We start from the raw sequence: 21,533 nt of genomic DNA, 5'->3' as shown, positions 1-21,533 counted from the left end.
CCGAACACCGAGGCATGAGCAGACAGGGGCGAGGAACATGCCGAAGACCACCAAGGCCGCCGAAGGCGCCGCCACCACCAGGACCGCCGGGAAGACCGGACCCGCCAAGGGCATGACGGTCGAGCGGGTCTTCACGACCGCCGGGACCCACCCGTACGACGAGGTCGAGTGGGAGTCCCGCGACGTCGTCATGACCAACTGGCGCGACGGGTCGATCAACTTCGAGCAGCGCGGCGTCGAGTTCCCGGCCTTCTGGAGCCAGAACGCGACCCAGATCGTCACCTCGAAGTACTTCCGCGGCGCCCTGGGCACCCCGCAGCGCGAGACCGGACTCAAGCAGGTCATCGACCGCGTCGTCCACGCCTACCACAACGCCGGCGAGAAGTACGGCTACTTCGCGACCGCCGAGGACGCGCAGGTCTTCGCCGACGAGCTCACCTGGCTGCTCCTGCACCAGTACTTCAGCTTCAACTCCCCGGTCTGGTTCAACGTCGGCACCGCCGCGCCCCAGCAGGTCTCCGCGTGCTTCATCCTCAGCGTGGACGACACCATGGAGTCGATCCTCGACTGGTACAAGGAAGAGGGCATGATCTTCAAGGGCGGCTCCGGCGCCGGGGTCAACCTCTCCAAGATCCGCGCCTCCGCCGAGCTGCTCTCCTCCGGCGGCAACGCCTCCGGCCCGATCAGCTTCATGCGCGGCGCCGACGCCTCCGCCGGCACGATCAAGTCCGGCGGCGCGACCCGCCGGGCCGCCAAGATGGTCGTCCTCGACGTCGAGCACCCCGACATCGAGGCGTTCATCGACACCAAGGCCCGCGAGGAGGACAAGATCCGGGCCCTGCGCGACGCCGGCTTCGACGTCGACCTCGGCGGCGAGGACATGTTCTCGGTCCAGTACCAGAACGCCAACAACTCCGTGCGCGTCTCCGACGTCTTCATGAAGGCCGTCGAGGCGGGCACCGACTACGCCCTCACCGCCCGCCAGACCGGCGAGGAGATCTCCCGCCGCGACGCCCGCGACGTCTTCCGCCGCATGGCGACCGCCGCGTGGGAGTGCGCCGACCCGGGCATCCAGTACGACGACGTCATCAACGACTGGCACACCAACCCGAACACGGACCGCATCTACGCGTCCAACCCGTGCTCGGAGTACATGAGCCTCGACGACTCCTCCTGCAACCTCGCCAGCCTCAACCTCATGAAGTTCCTCGGCGAGGACGGCTCCTTCGACGTCGACCGGTTCACCAAGACCGTCGAGTTCGTCATCACCGCCATGGAGATCTCGATCTCCTTCGCGGACTTCCCGACCGAGAAGATCGGCGAGACCACCCGCGACTACCGCCAGCTCGGCATCGGCTACTCGAACCTGGGCGCGCTGCTCATGACCTCGGGCTACGCCTACGACTCCGAAGAGGGCCGGGCGCTGGCCGCCGCCATCACCGCGCTCATGACCGGCGTCTCCTACCGCCGCTCCGCCGAGATCGCCGGAGCCGTCGGCCCCTACGCCGGCTACGAGCGCAACGCCGAGCCGCACCAGCGCGTCATGGCGAAGCACGCCGCGGCCGCCGACGCGGTCGAGACCTTCGGCGACGTCGACGCCACCGTCCTGGAGGCCGCGAAGGCCGAGTGGGCCAAGGGCAACGAGATCGGCGCCGTCAACGGCTGGCGCAACGCGCAGGCCTCGGTGCTCGCGCCGACCGGCACCATCTCGTTCATGATGGACGCCGACACCACCGGCATCGAGCCGGACCTCGCGCTCGTCAAGCACAAGAAGCTCGTCGGCGGCGGCTCCATGGAGATTGTCAACCAGTCGATCCCGCGCGCGCTCACCCGCCTCGGCTACGACGACGCCGACCGCCAGGCCATCGTCGACTACGTCGCCGACCACGGCCACGTCGTCGGCGCCCCGGCCCTGCGCGAGGAGCACTACCCGGTGTTCGACTGCGCCATGGGCGAGCGGGCGATCGCGCCCATGGGCCACGTGCTCATGATGGCCGCGGTGCAGCCCTTCCTGTCCGGCGCGATCTCCAAGACCGTGAACCTGCCCGAGTCGGCCACGGTGGAGGACATCGAGGAGGTCTACTTCCAGGGCTGGAAGCTCGGCCTCAAGGCCCTCGCGATCTACCGCGACAACTGCAAGGTCGGCCAGCCGCTCTCCGCGAAGAAGAAGGAGGCCGAGCAGGCGGTCGAGGCCGCCGTCGAGGCCGCGGTCGAGACGATCCACGCCCACGGCCCGATCCGCCGCAAGCTCCCCAAGAAGCGCCCGAGCCAGACCATCTCGTTCTCGGTCGGCGGCGCGGAGGGCTACATGACCTCCTCGTCCTACCCGGACGACGGCCTCGGCGAGGTCTTCCTCAAGATGTCCAAGCAGGGCTCGACCCTCGCGGGCGTCATGGACGCGCTGTCGGTCTCCATCTCCATCGCCCTCCAGTACGGGGTCCCGCTGGAGAAGTACGTCGAGAAGTTCACCAACATGCGCTTCGAGCCCGCCGGCATGACCGACGACCCGGACATCCGCATGGCCTCCTCGGTGGTCGACTACATCTTCCGCCGCCTGGCCCTGGACTACCTGCCGTACGACGAGCGCGCCGCCATCGGCATCCTCACCACCGCCGAGCGCACCGCCGAGCTCAACGGCGAGGACCCCGCGAAGGTCTCGCAGCCCGAGGTCGACCTCGACGCGCTCCGCGCCTCCGCGCCCATCGAGGAGCCGACGGTCGTCGAGGCCGTCACCGAACGGGTCCAGATCGAGTCGAAGAAGTCCCGCCTGGACGTCCTCACCTCGGCCCAGGCCCGCAGCGCCGACGCGCCGCTGTGCATGAACTGCGGTACCAAGATGCGCCCGGCCGGCTCCTGCTACGCCTGCGAGGGCTGCGGCGCCACCAGCGGTTGCAGCTAGCGCTCATCACCCGGACGAGGGGCCGTTCCGCACTCGCGGAACGGCCCCTTTCGCGTGCTCTGATCCGCTTGTGTCCCATGGACGCCCGCGCACGCGGCCACCGCACGCTGGCACAACGGCAATAGAATGGGGCCACCGCCCGCCCCTCGCTCCCCGGAGGCACCAATGCAGTCCCTGGCTCCCGGCGATCCCGAACGGATCGGTCCCTACCGGACCATCGCCGAACTCGGCCGCGGCGCCATGGGCCGAGTCTTCCTCGCCAGCGCCCCGGACGGCCGTCCCGTGGCCGTCAAGCTCATCGCGGCCACCCTCATCGAGGACGAGGAGTTCCGGGCGCGGTTCCGCCGCGAGGTCGCCGCCTCCAAGCAGGTCGCGGGCGCCTACACGGCGGCGGTCATCGACGCCGGGCCCGACGACGCCGTCCCGTGGCTCGCCTCCGAGTTCCTGGTGGGCCCCAACCTGAAGGACGTCGTCGAGTCCTCCGGCCCGCTCCCCGAGGCCACCGTGCTGCGCCTCGCGGCCGGGCTCGCCTCCGCGCTCGCCGCGATCCACCGCGTCGGCATGGTCCACCGCGACCTCAAGCCCGCCAACGTGATCCTCGCCTCGGACGGCCCGCGCGTCATCGACTTCGGCATCGCCCGCGCCGCCGACGGCATCACCGACACCGACCTCACCAAGACCGGCGGCGTCATCGGCACCCCCGGGTTCATGTCGCCCGAGCAGGCCGAGTCCGGGACGGTCTCCGCCGCCAGCGACGTGTTCTCCCTCGGCTCGGTCCTCGCGCTCGCCGCGACCGGCCGCAGCCCCTTCGCGGGCGCCTCCACCCTGGAGACGTTGAACAACGTGGTCCGCTCCCAGCCGGACCTCTCGGCGCTGTCGCCGCGCCTGCGCGCGATCGTCGAGCGCTGCCTGGTGCGCCTCCCCGGGGCCCGGCCCACCCCCGCGGAGCTGATGTCGCTCATCGGCCCTGTGGCGCCCTCCACGCGCCCCTGGCCGGACTCGGTCAACGCCCTGGCCGAGCGCCAGCGCTGGCAGCTGTCGAGCCTCCTGGGAGACGCGGGCGTCGCCACGACCCTGGTGGACCACTCGCCCTCCCCGGCCGCGCCGCCGAACGCGCCGACGTCGGTGTTCGACCAGCCCGGCGGCGTCCCCGCCGCGCCGGCGTCCGCGTTCCCGACCTCGGCGGTGCCCGCGTCGGCCCCGCCGGTCAACCCGGTGACCTCGCCGCCGCTGTACGCGCAGCAGGCGCCCTACCAGCCGCCGACGGCCCCGCCGCTGTCCCCGGCGCCCGGCTACGCCGCCGGGCACGTCTCGCCGCAGCCGCCCCCGGGCCAGTACCCGACGACGCAGCAGCCGGGCATGCAGTACACGGCGCCGCAGTACCCGGGCCAGCCGGTGTACGCGGGCCCGCCGCCGCTTCCGCCGCAGCAGTCCTCGAACGCGACGGCGGTCGGCATCACCGTGATCGCCGCGATCCTCGTCATCGCCCTGGTCGGGGGCCTGGTGTGGTTCCTGAACGCGGACGGCGACGACCCGGGGGACGACCCGACCGGCGCGATCGCCTCGAACGACCCGGACGACGAGACGACGCCGCCCGACGACGACCCGGAGACGACCGAGGAGGAAGAGGAGGAGACCACGCCTCCCGCCGGCGACGGGTGGAGCGAGGTCTACTCCGACTACACCGTGACGATGACGACGTCCTTCGACTCGGCGAGCACCTGCCAGTACCAGGAGGTCGACTTCGACGACATCACCACGAACGGGTCGATCTGGACCGAGTACAAGACCACGGACTCGCCCTCGACGTGGACGGACCTGGTCCTGAACCCGTGCGACATCGACCTCTCGACGAACACGGGCCAGACGAACTACTTCTACACGCCGTCGGGCGCGTACGGGACGTTCTACGACGCGGCCGTCACGCCCGACGAGTGCTGGGCGGAGATCGACGCCTCGTACCCGGAGCTGTACTGGACCGTGGACCCGTGGGACCCGGGGGCGGCGCCGCTGACCGAGGGCATGATGCTGTGCGTGTACACGGCGAGCCTGGAGCTGGTGCTCGCGGAGGTCACGTCGGTCCAGGCGGAGACGACCTCGAACTGGCTGATCGTGGACTTCACGGTGGCGGTGTACGCCGCGGCCTAGCTTTTAAAGCACGCTCGTGCTATTTTTGGGGCGTGCGCAAGGGCGAACTCACCAGGCAGGCCATCCTCGACGAGGCCGTCAGGATGGCGCGCTTCAGCGGGCTCTCCGGCCTGACGATCGGCTCGCTCGCCACCGCCGCGGACATGTCGAAGTCGGGCCTCTACGCCCACTTCAGGTCCAAGGAGGCGCTCCAGCTCGCGTGCATGGAGCGCAACGCCGAGCAGTTCGCCGAGGAGGTCTTCCGTCCCGCGCTGGCCAAGCCGCGCGGGGTGGCCCGCCTCCAGGCGATCGTCGAGCACTGGATGCAGTGGTACTCGCATCCGGGCGGCTGCCTGTTCCTGGCCGCCAGCGCCGAGTTCGACGACATGACGGGCCCGCTGCGCGATCAGATGGTCCGCGACCAGCGGCTGCTCCTCGAGTCCCTCGCCCGGGTCGGCGCCACGGCGGTCGCCGAGGGCGAGTTCCCCGAAGACACCGACGTCTTCCAGGTCGCGCAGGAGGTCTTCGGCGTCCTGCTGTCCTACAACTGGATGAGCCGCATCCTGTCCTATCCGGACGCCGCCGACCGCGCTTGGGCGGCGTTCAACCGGCTGATCGACAGCTACCGGTCGTCGTTCGACGAGACCCGCACCTAGGAAGGCCCCGCACCCATGGCATCCACTTCCACGAGCACGTCAGGCGCCAAGAAAAGCACGACCGTTCGTGCTCCTTGGCACATCCGCACCGTCTTCGCCGCCGCCGAGCACGTCGCGCCCGGCCCGGCCGCGAAGTTCCTGTGCGAGATGTGGTTCCGCCTCCCCGCCGGCCCCGACAAGCGCCTGCGCGGCGCGGCCCCGGCCGGCGCCTCGGTCTTCGAGCTCGACAGCCTCGGCACCACCCTGTGGGGCTACGACTGGGGCGACGGGCCCCTCGTCTACCTCGTCCACGGCTGGGGCGGCTCGACCGGCGACTTCAAGTTCATCGCCGCGAACCTCGTCGCCTCCGGCTACCGCGTGGTCGCCTTCGACGCCCCCAGCCACGGCAACTCCGGCCCCGGCCCGTGGGGCGACCGGCACGCCAACGGCCTCCACCTCGTCGAGGCGATGAGCGCCGTCCACCAGAAGTTCGGCGACCCGCACGCCGTCGTCGGCCACTCCATGGGCTGCCTCAGCGCCGTCCACGGCCTGCTCATGAACGGCGTCGACGTCGACGCCGTGCGCCTGGCGATGCTCGCGCCGTTCATCGGCGGCAAGGAGGGCTTCCGCGACACGATCGGCGCGATCGTGCCTGTCGGCCCGCGCATCATGGACCGCCTCGCGCCCCTCGGCGAGGCCAAGGCCGGCGTCAAGCTCGACGACTTCTCGCTCCGCGGCCTGGAGGTCGGCGCCCCGGCGCTCGTCGTCCACGACCGCCGCGACCGCCCCAACCCGTTCCGCCACGGCGAGGCGATCGCCGCCGCCTGGCCGAACGCCGAGCTCATGGCCACCGAGGGCCTGGGCCACCGCAAGATCCTGGTGAGCCCGGCCGTCAGCAGCGCCGTCACGCAGTTCGTCAAGGGGCACTGAGACACAGCGAGAGGGCCGGGTCGCAGACCCGGCCCTCTCGCATGTGCTTGTGCTTGCTAGCCCTCGTAGTGGATCGTCAGGCGCGTCCACGCGCCGATGTTGATGTAGGTGCCGTCCCCGACCGGGAACTCCACGTTCGGCGCCAGCGGCTCGTCGGAGCCGTTGAGGAACGTGCCGTTCGAGGAGCCGACGTCCATGATCGTCCACGAGCCGTCGGGCTTGGCGAACAGGCGCGCGTGCTGCGCGCTCACGCCCGGGTCCGCGACGTCGCCCGACAGGTCGACGTCCGGGGTGATGCCCCGCTTGGCGGAGTAGCGCCCGATCGTCAGGTCGCCCTTGTCGAGCGGGAACCGGCGCGGCTTCGCGAACGACGGGTACTGCAGCTGCGAGGCCCCGTCCGAGGCCGCGACCTTGTTGAAGTAGCCCTGGTCCGCGGTGACGGCGACGCCCCAGCGGGTGGCCGCCTGGGAGGGCGCGTAGTTCGACGCGAGGTCCGCGGGCTGCGCGTCCGGCATCGAGAACCCGCCGGTGCCCGTCGAGGGCGGCGCGGAGGTCGGGGCGCCGAACGGCGCCGCCGGCACGCCCGGAGGCGGTCCGGGGGGCGCCGAGGTCGGCGCGTACGACTGCTGCGCGTACGGGTCCTGCCCGTACCCGCCGGGCTGCTGCCCGTAGGGGTCCTGCTGCGGCTGGCCGTACGGGTCCTGCGGCTGGGAGGGCTGCCCGTAGGGGTCCTGCCCGTAACCCGGCTGCTGGCCGTAGGGGTCCTGCTGCTGCGGCTGCCCGTACGGGTCCTGGCCGTACCCCTGCTGGGGCTGCTGGCCGTACGGGTCCTGTCCATAGCCCTGCTGCGGCTGCTGGCCGTACGGGTCCTGCCCGTACCCGCCCTGCGGCTGCGACTGCTGCCCGTAGGGGTCCTGGCCGTAGCCCTGCTGCTGCCCGTACGGGTCCTGCTGCGGCTGCTGGCCGTACGGGTCCTGCCCGTAGCCCTGCTGTTGCTGCTGCTGGCCGTAGGGGTCGGGCTGGCCGTACGGGTCGTTCGACGCGTAGCCCTGCCCGAACGCGGCGGGGGACTGCGGGGGCTGGCCTTGCTGCCACGCCGGGTTGGGGGTCCCGCACTGCTCGCAGAACTGCGCCTGCGGGAACGCCCCGCACGCGCACTGGTACCCGCCCGGCTGTGGGGCACCGCCGTAGGTCGGCTGGTAGGTCAAGGTCGTCCCCCTCCAAGCATTTGGGTGTACTCGGCCTCGCTGACGACATCAAGCAGCGGGGCGGGCCCGTTCTGCCCGTTCGGAGCGCCCTGGTCCGCGCGCTCGCGCGCACGTTCGTCGACCTGGACCGAACCGGGGGATTCGAGTTCCACCACCGCGACACTGATGTTGTCATGCCCGCCGTTGGCGAGCGCTTGTCGTGTCAACGCTACCGCCTTCTCGCCAACAGTGCCGTCCGGCAGTGGCAGAAGGTCGTGATCGTCATTGAAATAGCGCGACAGACCATCGCTGCACACTACGACATGCCCGCCGCCGAGATCCACGCGGAGGAGGTTCGGGTTCAGCGTCGGCGCGTCCGCTCCGAGCCACGCCAGCAGGGCTTTCGCATACGGGTTCTTGTACCGCTCGTCCGCCGGGTCGACCCCCTGGTACTCCAGGCGGGCCTGGATGGTGTCGTCCACCGTCAGGCACCGGGCCTCCTTCTCGCCGGCCCAGTACGCGCGGGAGTCGCCCACCCAGCACAGCACCGCCTGGTTCCCCTCGACCACCGCCGAGACGAACGTCGACGACGGCGGCGAGTTCGGGTACTGCTTGCCGACCGCCGCCACCGCCGAGTGGGCCGCGCCCACCCCGCGCCGCGAGGCGTCCTCCGCCGACAGGCCCTCGGCCAGCGCGGAGCGGATCTCCGTCACGGCCGCCTCCACTCCGGCGAGTGACGCGCGCTCGGAGTCCGAGGCGCCCGAGACGCCGTCGCACACCACGGCGATCTTGCGCCCGTCGTCGGCCAGCGCGACCGCGATCGAGTCCTGGTTGTAGTGGTGGCGCTTGCCGACGTCCGTCGCCGCGCCGATGCCCGGCAGCTCGAACGACAGGTGGTCGTCGGAGCCGCCCGGGTGGTCCGGGTTCTCCTCGGCGGCGGCCGAGGAGCGCCACGGGACGGACTCGGCGGGGATCTCGAACTCCTCCAGTTCCCCGCCGCAGTCCTCGCAGTACTTGCCGAGGTCTGCCGTGAGTCCGCAAGCGGTGCAACGCTTCGCGGCGCCCATCGTCGGTGAGGGCTGCATAGGGCTCCTTCGCTACAGCATCGTGCGGGGGCGGTGGCGGTTGGCCAGGTCGAAGTAGTACACCTGGTCCTCCCTGCGGGTGCAGGCGTGCGCGAGGTCGCGGTACGCCCGCTCCAGCGCCAGACGCAGCTCCCGCTCCTCGGGGCGGGCCCCGAAGATCGGCGGCTCGCCGGCCGGGCCGGTGCGGCCGACCGTGTCCAGCGCCAGGTGCAGGATGCGGGTCGACACCAGGTGCCGGCGCCGCGGCTCGAGCTTGAGCTCGTCGAGGCGCCCCGCCATGTGGTGCAGGTCCAGCAGCGACGGCGGCGCGGTGCGCGAGTGCAGCGCCGTCTGGATCGCCGCGGTCTGCGCGATCCCGTACTGCGCCGAGGTCTTCGGGACCTGGTGCAGCGTCGTGATCGCGTCGGTCGAGTTGCCCTCGAGGTCGAGCAGGCGAGCCCGCCCGTACGCCGCCGACACGAACCGGTGGTCGCAGGCCCAGATCCGCGTGTAGTGCGGCAGCGCCAGGTCCGCCCGCCCGGCCAGCTCCGCGCACGCGGCCAGGGCCAGGCGCGGCGACAGCTCCCCGGGGAGGTGCGAGTAGACCGCGTCGAAGTGCGCCGCGGCCGTCGCGAAGTCAGCGGCCAGGAGCGAGATGATCCCGCGCAGCCACGTCACCTGCCACGTGTTGCCCTCGCGCTGCGCGAACTGGTCGAGCACCGCCGCGGCCTGGTGCAGCTCGCCGGCGTTCACGAGCGTCCGCACCCGCCGCAGCTGCACCTCCGGGCTCTGCTGCGGCGCCGAGCTCAGCTCCGTGAGGATGCCGTTGACGTCCGTGGCCTGCTGCGTCGCCAGGAACGCCGCCATCGGGTCGGCCAGGTCCACCATCGGCGTCGGCAGCGCGTGCGCGACGTCGAACGGGTCGCCCACGGCGTGGAGGTCGTACTCCACGTCCGGCTCCCCGAACACCGACTGCTCGCCGGAGAACAGCGTCGACGGCTCCGACCGCGGCTCCGCCCGCAGCACCGACTGGACCTCGTGGAGGACCCCGCGCACCTGGGTGCGCATGTCGTCGGCGTCCTGGAACCGCGACCGCGGCTCGATGTGGCAGGCGCGCAGCAGGAGCCGGTGGAACGACCCGTACTCGGCGAACTGCGGCGCCTCCGACGCCGGCGGCAGCCGGTCCCGGTACGTGCTCGTGAAGCCCTTGAAGTCCAAGGCCAGCACGGCCATCGACCGGCCGATCGTGTACAGGTCCGAGGTCACCGACGGGCCGACCGAGAGGATCTCGTCGTTCGGCACCGAGTACCCCGGCGTCCCGTAGATCGCCGACTCCATGTCCTCGGCGTGCCGCACGGCCCCGAGGTCGATGAGCTTGAGCCAGGTCTCCACGTGGATGATGTTGTCCGGCTTGAAGTCGCAGAACAGCAGGTCCCGGTCGTGCAGGTAGCTGAACGCGGGCAGCAACTCGGCCGTGTAGGTGAGCACCTGCTCCAGCGGCAGCGGCCGCCGCTCCCCGTCCTCGCCGACCGCGTCCCGGATGTCGCGCAGCGACTTCCCGGCGATGTACTCCATGACGATGAACGACTGGAGCTGGCCCGAGCGCGGGTCCACGGCCGTCACGAAGTCGTGGATGTCCACCACGTTCGGGTGGTCGACCCCGACCAGGAACCGCCGCTCGTTGATCGCCGCCTCGATCGCGTCCTCGTCCGAGGTGTTGATGAGGCCCTTGATGACGACCCACCGCTGCGTCAGGTCGTCGGCGAAGTTCCGGTCGTTCGCGAGGTAGATCCAGCCGAGGCCGCCGTGCGCGATCGCGCCCAGCACCTCGTACCGCTCCGACAGGAGGTCCCCGGGGCTCAGCGACGGCGTGAACCAGTACCGCGCGCGGCAGTACGGGCAGAAGCCCTCCACGCGCCCCGTGCGGCCCGCCTGCGGGCGCCCCACGGGCTTCCCGCACGAGGAGCAGAACCGCTTGTGCTCGGGCACCTGCGGGTCCGCCATGACCGCCTCGGCGGGGTCGCGCGGCGGCACCGGCGGCATGTCCGACAGGCCCCCGCGCTGGCGGGTGCTGGACGTGGTCGAGCGCGTCACCGGGCCGGTGATCGGCTGCGGCATCGGCGCGGCCGGGGCCCGGTACGGCGCGGGCGGCGGCGACACGACCGCGTTCGCGGGCACCACCTGCTGCGACAGCGCCGTCTGCGCCTGCGGCGCGCCCTGCACCTGGTGGTGGTTGGCGTACGCCTGCGGCGGGCCCACGGGCGCGGTCAGGCTCGGCGGCGACAGGGCCGCCGTCCCGGGCGGGGCCGGCGGCGCGGGCGCGAAGCCCGGCTGCGGCGGGACGGCCGGAGGCGTGGACATGCGGCGGCGGACCGCGAGCGTGTCGCTCTCCTCGGCCGGCGGCTGCTGGTAGACCCCGGGCTGGTACCGCTGGGTGTGCTCGGGCGGCGGCTGCTGGTCGCTCATGCGGCTCCCCTTAATCCCGGTACTTGGTGGTCAGGGCGGCCGCGTCCGTCGCCAGCGGGCCGGCCAGCCACGAGTCGTAGGCGCTCTGCCAGCGGCCGTCCGCGATCATCGCGGCGAGCGCGCCGTTGACGAACCGCACCAGGTCGGTGTTGCCCTTCTGGGCCGCGATCCCGTACGACTCCACGGAGAACGCCTCGCCCACGACCTGGAGGGTCGGGTCCTGCGCGGCCATGCCCGCGAGGATCGTGTCGTCGATGGCGACCGCGTCGACGGTGCCCTGCTGGAGCAGCACCAGGCAGTCGTTGAAGTCGGGCACGGTGACCGGCTGGACCTCGGCGTTCACGGTCGCGATGTTCCCGACCGAGGTCGAGCTCGCGCCGGTGCACACCAGCTGGTCCGCGGTCATCTCCGCGAGGCCCGCGATCCCGGAGTCGCGGGCGACCAGGAGGCGCTGGCCGGCGTGGAAGTACTCGGTCGAGAACTCGACGTTCTGCCAGCGCTCGCAGTTGATGGACATGGTGCGCACGACCAGGTCGACCCGGTCTTCGGCGAGGGCCGGCTCGCGCTCGCCGGAGGTCATCGGCACCCAGCGGACCTTCGTGGCGTCGCCCATGACGGCCTCCACCATGGCGGTGGCGATGTCGATGTCGAAGCCGGCGAGGTCGTTCGTCTCGGGGTCGCGGTAGCCCATGAGGTTCGTGGACTGGCTGATGCCGATGCTGATCTGCTCGGGGTTGTCCAGGGTCGCCCGGGCCTGCTCGGCGGTGACCGACCCGGGGGAGTAGGAGGCGAGCGGGTCGCAGCTGGTGTCGGGCGCGGCAGGGCTGGCGTCGGGCTCGAAGTCGATGCCCTCGGGCAGCGGGGTGGGGACGTCGACCTGCGGCGGCTCCATGTTCGCCGGGCTGGTGCAGGCGGCCATGACCAGGCACGCCGCGGCCGCGGTCAGCGCCGTTCTTGCGAATCGAATCATGCGTAGTACTCCGCCACTCGCATCTGGATGCCGACGGCGGCGCTGATGAGCGCCGCCAGGGACAGGGCCGCGAGGCCCGCCGCGGCGCCCGAGAGGGACCGCTGGGCGTCGACCGTGGCCTCCACGAACCGGTCGGCGCTGGTCTCGGTGGCCGACGTCAGGGCCTCGTTGAGGGCGTTGAACGAGGTCTGGAGGCTCGTCTCGTCCTCGCCGACGGCCAGGGTCACGGCGCCGGTGTAGTTGCCCTCCTGCGCCAGCTTGACGACCTCGCTGTGCCCGTTGCTCCAGGCGGTGGCCGCGTCGCGGGCGGTGTCGATGGACGCCGCGAGCTCGGGGTCGCCGCTGAAGGCGGCGTCGAGCTGGTCAAGCAGGCCGCCGTCGGCGGCGAGCTCCTGCATGTGCTCGGCGTACCGGTCGGCGGCGGGCTGGTCCTCGCCGCGGGCGATGAGCAGGAGGGACTCCTCGGCGCGGGCCTGCTGGGCGGCGATCTCGGCCTGCGCGAGGAGTTCGAGCGGGCGCGAGCCGTCCTCATGGGACCGGTCGGTGTGGCCGGCGGAGGCGAACGAGGCCATCGCGAGCCATCCGGCGAAGACCACGAGCAGGACGGTGGCGCCGACGAGGCCGAGGTTGAACCTGCGGTTCGTCTTGCGCGAGAGCCACATCTGGGCCCACACGAGGGTCGCGAGCGCGGCCAGGACGAGCGCGGCCGCCGCGTACGGGAAGGCCGCGGCGTCGTCTCGGGACTCGGTGAGCTGCGCGAGCGCGTTCTCCTGGAGGGCGTGGGCGGAGGGGAGCATCTGCTCGCGCATGAGGGTCGACGCCTGCTCCTGGTAGGTCGCGCCGACCGGCTCGCCGAGCCGGTTCAGGGTGCGGGCGGACTCGACCAGGCCCGTGTACACGGGCAGGCGGGCGTTGAGCTCGGCCACCAGGTCGATGTCGGCGGCGGTCTCGACCTCGCCCGCGGCGGTCGCGAGCGCCACGGTCGCGTCGCGCAGGGCGGTCCGGTAGGCGTCGTTCACCTCCTCCGTCGGCGTGCCCGCCGTCAGGTAGGAGGAGGCCGCGGTCGCGTCGGCCTGCGAGAGCGCCTGGTACAGCTGGAGCGCGGCGACCGAGAGGCGGCCGGACTGGCTGGTGGTCTCCTCGATGACCGCGGACTTGGCGAGGATCGAGGTCATGCCGGTGATCCCGGCGCCGAGGATGAGCGCCGCCAGGATCGCGAGGACGCCCCGCAGCTGGCCGGGCGTCTGCCGCAGCGCGGCCGCGACCCGGTCGATCCGCCGCCCGGGCGCCGCGCCGGGGGCGGGCTGCACGGAGCGGCCGCCCGCAGGCGGCGCCTGGGTCGGAGCTGGAGGGGACTGGACGGCCAAGACTGCTGCACCTCAACTCGAATTCGACTCATCTGTCTCCGCCGCGCGCACGTCACCGTGGCAGGAGTGTCGGGGGACTCCCACATGGTATCGGCCCGCGGCAACGGACGCGGGCAGCCGCCCTGCCGTACGGATTGCCGGTACGGTGGGCGGCGTGCACGATGCGGAGACGACGCCCCCGGACGCCCGACGACCCTCCGATGAGGACGACCGGAGGTGGATGGCGCGGGCCTGCGACCTCGCCCGGCGCTGCCCGCCGTCGGACACCGCGTTCAGCGTCGGCGCGGTGATCGTCGCCGGCGGCGAGGTCGTCGGCGAGGGCTGGTCGCGCGCCGAGGACTCGCACGACCACGCCGAGGAGGTCGCCCTGCGGCAGGCCGGGCCCGCCGCCCGGGGCGCGGTCGCCTACTCCTCGATGGAGCCGTGCGCCCGCCGGGCCTCCCGGCCCCGGCCCTGCGCGCGCCTCCTCGCCGAGGCGGGCGTCGCGCGCGTCGCCTACGCCCTGCCCGAGCCCGCGAACTTCGTCGACGCGCCCGGCGGCGACGCGTACCTGCGCGAGAACGGCGTGCTCGTGACCGAGATGCCCGAATTCGCGGCGGCGGCCGAAGCCCCCAACGCGCACCTCCTATAACCTGTGGCCATGAGGCCATTGCGCAGCTCACTGTTGATCAGTGCCGACCAGGCCGCCGCCTGGACGGAGGCGGTCCGCATCGACGTCCGGTGGACGCTCGGCGGGCCCCCGAAGGAAGCCGAGTACGCCGCCGGGCACCTTCCCGGGGCCGTCTGGCTCGACTTCGACCGCGACGTCTGCGGGCCCCCCGGCCCAGTCGGCGGCCGCCACCCGCTCCCCGATCCCGAAGCGCTCCAAGCGGTCCTGCGCACCGCCGGGCTGAACGACGGCGACCCGGTCCTCGTCTACGACGACGGCGACGGCATGTCCGCGGCCCGCACCTGGTGGACGCTCCGCTGGGCCGGCGTCGAGGACGTCCGCGTCCTCTCCGGCGGCATCGGCGCCTGGACCGCGGCGGACCTGCCGCTGGAGACCCAGGCCCCGCAGCGCCCCGAGGGCGGCCTGACCGTCCGCCCCGGGGGCCTCCCGGTCCTCGACGCCGACGGCGCCGCGGCCTGGGCCGCCGAGCACGACCTCGTCGACGTGCGCTCGCCCGAGCGCTACCGCGGCGAGTTCGAGCCGGTCGACCCCGTCGCCGGGCACATCCCCGGCGCCGTCAACCGCTTCCTCGGCGAGGACGACCTCGGCGACCTCGACGCCGTCCGCACCCGGTACGAGCCCCTCGCCGCGCCCGCGTTCTATTGCGGCTCCGGCGTCGGCGCGGCCCGCAGCGCGCTCGCGCTCACCGCCGCCGGCCGGCCCACGCCGCCGCTGTACATCGGCTCCTGGAGCGACTGGACCTCCCGCGACCGCGAGGTCGCCCGCGGGGAGGAGTCGTGAACCGCCTCCTGGTCGCCGTCCCGGCGGCGCTCCTGCTGGCCCTCGGCGCGTGCAGCGACGACGCCGACCCCGCCGACGACGGGTCCATGGACACCGCCGCGAACGAGGGCGACGCCGCCGAGACGGGCTCCGCGCCGGTCGAGCTCGACCTGGCCGACGCCGCGGGCGCGTGCCCGTTCATCGACTCCGAGCTGCTGAACTCGACCACCGGCGAGGACTTCCGCTTCGCCTCCGGCGGGCCCGGCGCCGTCGAGGGCGAGGAGGCCCCCGCGCAGCTCACCTGCGCCGTCCAGACCGGTGAGGCCGCCTACCCGGACCTGACCGTGTTCATCATCGGCACCGACGCGAGCGTCGAGGTGTACGAGGAGGAGCTGGCCGACGGCACCTCCGAGGTCGACGGCCTCGGCGAGGCCGCCTACTGGATCGTCCACACCGAGGACACCGGCGCCGGCCCGGCCCTGGAGATGGGCTGGTACGACGGCGGCACCATCTTCGAGATGCGGTACACCACGCCCGTCGACACCGACCCGGCCGCCGTCGAGGGCCTGGTGAACGGGTTCGCCTCGATCGGCGCCGGCATCTCGGCCGCGCACGCCGAGGCCGCCGGGTAGCCGCAGGCGCGAGCACGGCCGCCGGACCCTCGGTCCGCCGGCCGTTTCCTCTCCGCACGCGAGCGCCCTCCCCGCCGGGGGTGCGGGGAGGGCGCTCAGGTGCGGAGTGCAGTTCGGGGGGTTTCGGGCGGGTCGGCTCGGGAGTGGAGCTACCGCGCGATTGAAACCGTTTCCAACGCTTTGGTCAGCCTACTCCCCGGTAGTCCGGTGGTCAAGACTCCGTCACGTGCCTTAAACGCATCGTCATGTCGACGAAAACGCTTGCGACGCAAGCGAATCGGACTAAACGACAGGAACGGCGAAGATCTTCGCGGCGTCGTCGACCGACAGCCGCAGCGAGCGCCCGCCGGAGGTCACCGCGACCTCGCCGTCCTGGCGGTCGATGACCACCTCGGCGCCCGGGTCCACGCCCGCCTCGTGCAGCGAGGCCAGCAGGTCGGGGTGGGTCTGCGCCGACTCGCACAGGCGCGTCACGCGCACCTTCGCGCCGGGGGAGACCACGCTCATGGGCCGCTCGTCGGCCTCGTGCGCCGCCGTCACGGCGTCCGCGTCGAGCTCCGACAGTCCGGGGATGGTGTTGCCGTACGGCGAGCGGGTGGGGTGCTGGAGCAGCTCGTACACGCGCTTCTCGACGGTGTCGCTCATGACGTGCTCCCACTTGCACGCCTCGTCGTGCGCCTCGGTGTAGGACATCCCGATGACGTCGACCAGCAGGCGCTCGGCCAGCCGGTGCTTGCGCATCACCGCGACCGCCTGGCGGCGGCCCTCCTCGGTGAGCTCCAGGTGGCGGTCGCTCTTGACGTTGAGCAGTCCGTGGCGCTGCATCCGGCCCACGGTCTGCGAGACCGTCGGACCGCTCTGCTCGAGCCGCTCGGCGATCCGGGCGCGCAGCGCCGGGACGCCCTCCTCCTCGAGTTCGAGGATCGTGCGCAGGTACATCTCGGTGGTGTCGACGAGGTCCGTGGTCACAGCTTGGTTTCCTTCACTTTGTCCGCCCGCAGGGCACCGGGCGGGGTGGGTCAAGTAGCCGCCAGACCCCCTGTCTGCACCAATGGTATACGGCGATCAGGCCACATAGTCGGCGAGCCGACCCGCGTAGTCGGGCTGGCGGAGGCGGTGCAGCGCGTTCTTCTCGATCTGGCGGACGCGCTCTCGCGAGAGCCCGAAATCGGCCGAGACCTCCTCGAGCGTGCGCTGGCGCCCGTCATCGATACCGAAACGCAGGCGGAGGACCGTTTGTTCCCGCTCGGGCAGCGAGGCCAGCACGTTCGCGATGTGGCGGCGCAGCAGCGCGTACGAGACCGCGTCGTCGCTCGCCCGCTCGCGCGGCAGGTGCGCGACCAGGTCGCCCAGGGCCGTCGAGTCGTCCTCGCCGACGGTCTGGTCCAGGCTCACCGGCTCGCGGTCGTAGGACATGAGCTCCAGGACCTTGCCCGGGGTCGTGTCGAGCTCGCGGGCGATCTCCTCGTAGCGGGGCTCGCGGCCCAGCTCGGCCATGAGGTCCTGGCGCACCCGGTTCATCCGCTTGATCTGGTCCACGGTGTGGGCGGGGACGCGGATCGTGCGGGACTGGTCGGTGACGGCCCGGTTGATCGCCTGGCGGATCCACCAGGTGGCGTACGTGGAGAACTTGTAGCCCTTCTGGTAGTCGAACTTCTCGACCGCGCGGATCAGGCCCAGGTTGCCCTCCTGGATCAGGTCGAGCAGGCTCATCCCGGCCCCGGAGTAGCGCTTCGCGACGGACACGACCAGGCGCAGGTTCGACTCGAGCATCCGCTGCTTGGCGGCGCGGCCGTCGGCGGCGACGCGGGCCAGGTCGGAGCGGCGGTCGGGGTCGGTGGTCTCGGAGATCCGGCACTCGGCCATCAGGCCGGCCTCGATGGCCTTGGCGCACTCGACCTCCTCGGAGGCGGTGAGCAGGCGGTGCTTGCCGATGCCGTTCAGATAGGCGCGCACGGGGTCGCCGGAGTACTCGGTGGCCCGCTGCGCCGGTCGCTGGGCCGGACGCTGACGGATGCTGTCGACAGGTGCCATCGGATTCGCCTTTCGCTGCATTCCCTCGCGTGCGGGTCGGGGAACCCGCACCAGGCCCGGCGGGCACCGGGCTTGGGTTTACCAGCTTGCAGCGGTTTTCACGTTTTCAGATCCCCCGGCGCGAAGGGTGGCACGAACCCGGGAGACACGATCAGAAATTCGGCTTCGGGGCCTCCCAGCGATACCTGATCGCCACCAGCCGTACAACGAAGATCGTCGCGATGGCGATCAGCATCAGGGTCCAGTGCCCGATCTGGGACTCCCACCGGGCGCCCACCGCGACGATGACCGACCCGACGGCCGCCGCCATCGCGTAGAAGTCCTCGCGGAGCACCGCAGGGATCTCCTGGACCAGCATGTCGCGCAGGATGCCCCCGCCGATTCCGGAGAGTACACCGACGATGCAAGCCGCGTAGACCGCGAAGCCGTAGTCGAGGCCCTTCAAGGTCCCGACGACGGTGAACAGCGCCAGCCCGGCCGCGTCGAGCACGAGCATGGTGGGGCGGATGCGCGACAGCGCCGGGTGGAACCGGAACACCACGAGGGAGGCGACCACGGCCACCAGCGGGTACCGCCAGTCCGTGAGCGCCAGGGGCTTCGCGTCGATGAGGACGTCGCGCAGGGCGCCGCCGCCGAGGGCGCACAGGGCCCCGATGACGACGACGCCGAACAGGTCCAGCCGCTTGCCGACCGCGGCGCTCGCGCCGGAGGCCGCGAACACGGCGATGCCGGCGAGCTCGGCGACCAGCGTCACGGTCCCGCCGTCGATGTCAGTCTCCACCTGAGCGTTATAGCAGGCAGATCCAGGTCACACCGGCGCTCGGCGAGAAGGTGAGAGCGGCGTTGCCCGCTACTTCCGCATCTTCTCGTAGATGTCCTTGCACTGCGGGCAGATCGGGAAGCGGTCGGGGTCGCGCGTGGGGACCCACATCTTCCCGCACAGGGCCTTCACCGGGACGCCGTCGACCATGGCGGCCATGAGCTTGTCCTTGGGCACGTAGTGCGAGAACCGGTCCTCGTCGCCGTCCTCGTAGGTGTAGTTCGGCTGCGTCTGGGTCTGCTCTTCGAGCAGGGTGGAGCCGCCGCCGTCCAGACCGCCGGTCCCGGTCTCGGGAAGTCCGCTCACGTTGATCCACTCCTCGTCGCGCGGGCAAGATCCGTCAATCTTGCCACGCTCGGGGCGCTCACTCCGAATCGATCATGGGCCGGTCGGGCGCGGGCAGGGTCTCGGCCCGCCGCTGCCGCCGGAAGAACGCGCCGGGGCGCTTGACCACCCGGTCGTTCGCGAGGAGGACGGCCAGCCACGGCAGGACCGCCATGCCGGCGACCCCGAAGAGGAGCCACACCCACAGGTACGGGACGTCGGCCATGACCAGGACGCCCAGCAGGATCACCAGGAACCCGCGGACGGACATCATCAGGATGTAGCGGACCGTCCGGTACCGGCGCTCCTCTTCCAAGGAGATCGCCGCATCGGTGATGACCGCTGTCTTCTCACGCCGACCCACCCTCCGAGCGTACGCCTGCCCCATAGGGGAGGATCGGGGGCATGAGAGCAGTCGTCCAGACCGTCGCCGAGGCCGAGGTCACCGTCGACGGGGCGAGGGTCGGGGCGATCGGCGAGGGCCTCCTCGTCCTGGTCGGGGTCACCCACACGGATGGAGACGCGGAGGCGCACTGGATCGCCGAGAAGATCTGGAGCCTCCGCATCATGGAGGGCGAGCGGTCGGCGTCCGATCTGGACGCCCCGGTCCTCCTGGTCAGCCAGTTCACCCTCTACGCCGACACGAGGAAGGGCCGCAGGCCCTCCTGGAACGCCGCGGCGCCCGGACCGGTGGCCGAGCCCCTGGTCGAGGCCGTCGCGGCCCGCCTGCGGGCCCTGGGCGCGCATGTCGAGACGGGGAGGTTCGGCGCCATGATGCGCGTCGCGAGCGTCAACGTCGGACCGAACACCGTCATCCTGGAGCGCTGAACGTGACCGCCCCGATGTCCGGGCGGCAAGCGGCCGCCGGGACGGGCGCCGCGGCCTAGAATCATCCGGGTCCGTCGTCCACCGGAAGGAGCCCGCATGATCCCGGCCGCCCCACCCGAATCGCTTCCGTCGCTTCGGGTCTGGCAGCGCAAGGCCATGGTCGCGTACCACCGGGGTCAATCGCGCGACTTCCTGGCGGTCGCCACCCCGGGGGCCGGCAAGACCACGTTCGCCCTGCGCATCGCCTACGACCTGCTCGCCGACGGCACCGTCGACACGGTCACCGTCGTGTGCCCGACCGAGCACCTGAAGGTGCAGTGGGCCGGCGCGGCCGCGCGCTTCGGCATCGAGCTCGACCCGGCCTTCCGCAACTCGCACGTCCACAGCGCCGCCGACTTCCACGGCGTGGTCCTCACGTACGCGCAGATCGGCGCCGACCCGGCCGTGCACCGCCGCCGCACCCTCGCCCGCCGGACCCTGGTGATCCTCGACGAGATCCACCACGCCGGCGACGCGCGCTCCTGGGGCGACGGCGTCAAGACCGCGTTCGACGAGGCCGAGCGCCGCCTGGCGCTCACCGGGACGCCGTTCCGCAGCGACGACAACCCGATCCCGTTCGTGGAGTACGAGGAGTACGACGACGGCGCCCGGCGCTCGCGCGCCGACTCCCTCTACGGCTACCGGGACGCCCTCGCCGACGGCGTGGTCCGGCCCGTCATGTTCATGGCCTACTCCGGCCAGGCGAAGTGGCGCACCAGCGCGGGCGACGAGCTCGCCGTGCGCCTCGGCGAGCCGCTCACCAAGGACATCACCAGCCAGGCCTGGCGCACCGCGCTGGACCCGGAGGGGGAGTGGATCAAGCAGGTCATCCGGGCCGCCGACCGGCGCCTGACGTCGCTGCGCGCCGCGGGCATCCCCGACGCCGGCGGCCTCATCATCGCCTCGGACCAGAACTCGGCCCGCGCCTACGCGGGCATCCTGAAGCGGGTCACCGGCAAGAGCGCCGCGATCGTCCTCTCCGACGACGCGGGCTCCTCCGACAAGATCGCGAAGTTCGCGGCGTCCGAGGACGAGTGGCTGGTCGCGGTGCGGATGGTCTCCGAGGGCGTCGACATCCCGCGCCTCGCGGTCGGCGTGTACGCCACGAACGCGCACACCCCGCTGTACTTCGCGCAGGCCATCGGCCGCTTCGTGCGGTCGCGGCGGACGGGTGAGACCGCGTCGGTGTTCCTGCCGAGCGTCGTCCCGCTGCTGAGCCTGGCCGAGAACCTCGAGCAGGACCGCGACCACGTCATCAAGCCGAAGTCCGAGGACCAGGACCCGGAGCTGCTCCTGGAGCAGGCGCAGCGGGTCCTCAACGAGGGCACCGAGCTCGGAGGCCAGCGCGAGACCCTGGAGTCGAGCGCCGAGCTCGACCAGGTGATCTTCGACGGCGGCTCGTTCGGCCTGCCGGTGCAGGCCGGGAGCCACGAGGAGCAGGAGTACCTGGGCCTGCCGGGGCTCCTGACGCCCGAGCAGATCCACCTGCTGCTCCAGAAGCGCCAGCGCGAGCAGATGTCGAAGCAGAAGAGCGGCGGCGCGCGCACCGACGTCGCCGAGCGCCCGGCCGCCACCGAGCCGCCGATGACGAACGCGCAGCGGCGCCTCAAGCTCCGCAAGCAGCTGAACGCGCTCGTGGGCGCCCGCTCGTTCGCCACGAACGAGCCGCACGGCAAGATCCACGCGGCCCTGCGCTCCAAGTGCGGCGGCCCGCCGAGCGCCCAGGCGACCATCGAGCAGCTGGAGGAGCGGATCGCCGCGATCCGCTCCTGGTAGCGCGGA

General features: G+C 72.0%; 19 protein-coding genes. 9 read left to right on the top strand and 10 right to left on the bottom strand.

The window, feature by feature from the left end; translation table 11 throughout:
* Positions 1 to 112 precede the first annotated feature (112 nt).
* The 4 genes from ABD419_RS05645 (at position 113) to ABD419_RS05630 (ending at position 6,591) form a co-directional block, all read left to right on the top strand.
* Entirely contained in the window at positions 113 to 2,899 is a 2,787-nt protein-coding gene (locus tag ABD419_RS05645) for a vitamin B12-dependent ribonucleotide reductase (RefSeq protein ID WP_425555951.1), read from the top strand.
* A gap of 165 nt (positions 2,900 to 3,064) precedes the next feature.
* Positions 3,065 to 5,047, top strand: a complete 1,983-nt coding sequence (locus ABD419_RS05640) for a serine/threonine-protein kinase (RefSeq protein WP_344482894.1) — start codon at positions 3,065 to 3,067, stop codon at positions 5,045 to 5,047.
* Positions 5,048 to 5,079: 32 nt separating this feature from the next.
* Positions 5,080 to 5,682, top strand: a complete 603-nt coding sequence (locus tag ABD419_RS05635) for a TetR/AcrR family transcriptional regulator (RefSeq protein ID WP_344482892.1) — start codon at positions 5,080 to 5,082, stop codon at positions 5,680 to 5,682.
* Between the two features lie 15 nt (positions 5,683 to 5,697).
* Entirely contained in the window at positions 5,698 to 6,591 is an 894-nt protein-coding gene (locus ABD419_RS05630) for an alpha/beta fold hydrolase (RefSeq protein ID WP_344482889.1), read from the top strand.
* A 56-nt stretch (positions 6,592 to 6,647) separates the two neighbouring features.
* On the opposite strand, the gene ABD419_RS05625 is transcribed toward ABD419_RS05630, so the two are convergent.
* Genes ABD419_RS05625 through ABD419_RS05605 form a run of 5 tightly spaced genes read right to left on the bottom strand, consistent with a single transcriptional unit; the run spans position 6,648 to position 13,645 of the window.
* The gene (locus ABD419_RS05625; protein ID WP_344482887.1) at positions 6,648 to 7,799 is read right to left on the bottom strand and encodes an FHA domain-containing protein; all 1,152 of its coding nucleotides are present in this window, start codon (positions 7,797 to 7,799) and stop codon (positions 6,648 to 6,650) included.
* Positions 7,796 to 8,863, bottom strand: coding sequence for a PP2C family protein-serine/threonine phosphatase (locus tag ABD419_RS05620; RefSeq protein ID WP_344482885.1), 1,068 nt, complete (start codon positions 8,861 to 8,863; stop codon positions 7,796 to 7,798). Before ABD419_RS05620 ends, ABD419_RS05625 begins: the two co-directional genes overlap by 4 nt.
* A gap of 12 nt (positions 8,864 to 8,875) precedes the next feature.
* Positions 8,876 to 11,308 (bottom strand): tetratricopeptide repeat protein, encoded by a 2,433-nt coding sequence (locus ABD419_RS05615; protein WP_344482883.1) that lies wholly within the window; start codon positions 11,306 to 11,308, stop codon positions 8,876 to 8,878.
* A gap of 10 nt (positions 11,309 to 11,318) precedes the next feature.
* On the bottom strand, positions 11,319 to 12,278 hold the full coding sequence (locus ABD419_RS05610) for a glutamate ABC transporter substrate-binding protein (RefSeq protein ID WP_344482880.1): 960 nt from the start codon (positions 12,276 to 12,278) through the stop codon (positions 11,319 to 11,321).
* A complete protein-coding gene (locus ABD419_RS05605) occupies positions 12,275 to 13,645 on the bottom strand; it encodes a hypothetical protein (protein WP_344482878.1) in 1,371 nt (456 codons plus the stop codon). The genes ABD419_RS05610 and ABD419_RS05605 overlap by 4 nt, the downstream gene beginning before the upstream one ends.
* Positions 13,646 to 13,799: 154 nt before the next feature.
* Here ABD419_RS05605 and ABD419_RS05600 point away from each other — a divergent pair, with 154 nt between their 5' ends.
* The 3 genes from ABD419_RS05600 to ABD419_RS05590 are packed head-to-tail and all read left to right on the top strand — an operon-like array spanning position 13,800 to position 15,706.
* Positions 13,800 to 14,276 carry a deaminase gene (locus tag ABD419_RS05600; RefSeq protein WP_344482877.1) on the top strand — a complete coding sequence of 159 codons (477 nt, stop codon included), beginning with the start codon at positions 13,800 to 13,802 and terminating at the stop codon, positions 14,274 to 14,276.
* A gap of 9 nt (positions 14,277 to 14,285) precedes the next feature.
* On the top strand, positions 14,286 to 15,095 hold the full coding sequence (locus ABD419_RS05595; RefSeq protein ID WP_425555934.1) for a sulfurtransferase: 810 nt from the start codon (positions 14,286 to 14,288) through the stop codon (positions 15,093 to 15,095).
* Positions 15,092 to 15,706 (top strand): hypothetical protein, encoded by a 615-nt coding sequence (locus ABD419_RS05590; RefSeq protein WP_344482872.1) that lies wholly within the window; start codon positions 15,092 to 15,094, stop codon positions 15,704 to 15,706. The genes ABD419_RS05595 and ABD419_RS05590 overlap by 4 nt, the downstream gene beginning before the upstream one ends.
* A gap of 282 nt (positions 15,707 to 15,988) precedes the next feature.
* On the opposite strand, the gene ABD419_RS05585 is transcribed toward ABD419_RS05590, so the two are convergent.
* The 5 genes from ABD419_RS05585 to ABD419_RS05565 all read right to left on the bottom strand — a co-directional run bounded on the left by ABD419_RS05585 (position 15,989) and on the right by ABD419_RS05565 (position 19,248).
* Entirely contained in the window at positions 15,989 to 16,675 is a 687-nt protein-coding gene (locus tag ABD419_RS05585; protein WP_344482870.1) for a metal-dependent transcriptional regulator, read from the bottom strand.
* 96 nt (positions 16,676 to 16,771) lie between these two features.
* A complete protein-coding gene (locus tag ABD419_RS05580; RefSeq protein WP_344482868.1) occupies positions 16,772 to 17,740 on the bottom strand; it encodes a sigma-70 family RNA polymerase sigma factor in 969 nt (322 codons plus the stop codon).
* A gap of 151 nt (positions 17,741 to 17,891) precedes the next feature.
* Positions 17,892 to 18,521: a trimeric intracellular cation channel family protein gene (locus ABD419_RS05575; RefSeq protein WP_344482867.1), complete on the bottom strand. Its 630-nt coding sequence runs from the start codon at positions 18,519 to 18,521 to the stop codon at positions 17,892 to 17,894.
* Positions 18,522 to 18,590: 69 nt separating this feature from the next.
* The gene (locus ABD419_RS05570; RefSeq protein WP_344483455.1) at positions 18,591 to 18,833 is read right to left on the bottom strand and encodes a DUF3039 domain-containing protein; all 243 of its coding nucleotides are present in this window, start codon (positions 18,831 to 18,833) and stop codon (positions 18,591 to 18,593) included.
* Between the two features lie 91 nt (positions 18,834 to 18,924).
* Positions 18,925 to 19,248: a DUF3099 domain-containing protein gene (locus ABD419_RS05565; protein ID WP_344482866.1), complete on the bottom strand. Its 324-nt coding sequence runs from the start codon at positions 19,246 to 19,248 to the stop codon at positions 18,925 to 18,927.
* A gap of 41 nt (positions 19,249 to 19,289) precedes the next feature.
* Between ABD419_RS05565 and dtd the strand changes: the two genes are divergently transcribed.
* Together dtd and ABD419_RS05555 are read left to right on the top strand one after the other, a co-directional pair.
* Positions 19,290 to 19,712, top strand: a complete 423-nt coding sequence (gene dtd / locus ABD419_RS05560) for a D-aminoacyl-tRNA deacylase (protein ID WP_344482864.1) — start codon at positions 19,290 to 19,292, stop codon at positions 19,710 to 19,712.
* A gap of 96 nt (positions 19,713 to 19,808) precedes the next feature.
* Positions 19,809 to 21,527, top strand: coding sequence for a DEAD/DEAH box helicase (locus ABD419_RS05555; RefSeq protein WP_344482862.1), 1,719 nt, complete (start codon positions 19,809 to 19,811; stop codon positions 21,525 to 21,527).
* Positions 21,528 to 21,533: the final 6 nt, after the last annotated feature.

The organism is Glycomyces endophyticus, from assembly GCF_039531525.1.
Classification (GTDB): Bacteria; Actinomycetota; Actinomycetes; order Mycobacteriales; family Micromonosporaceae; genus Glycomyces; species Glycomyces endophyticus.
The sequence above is the reverse complement of the archived record's forward strand: the minus strand, read 5'-3'. Positions and strand labels throughout refer to the sequence as shown.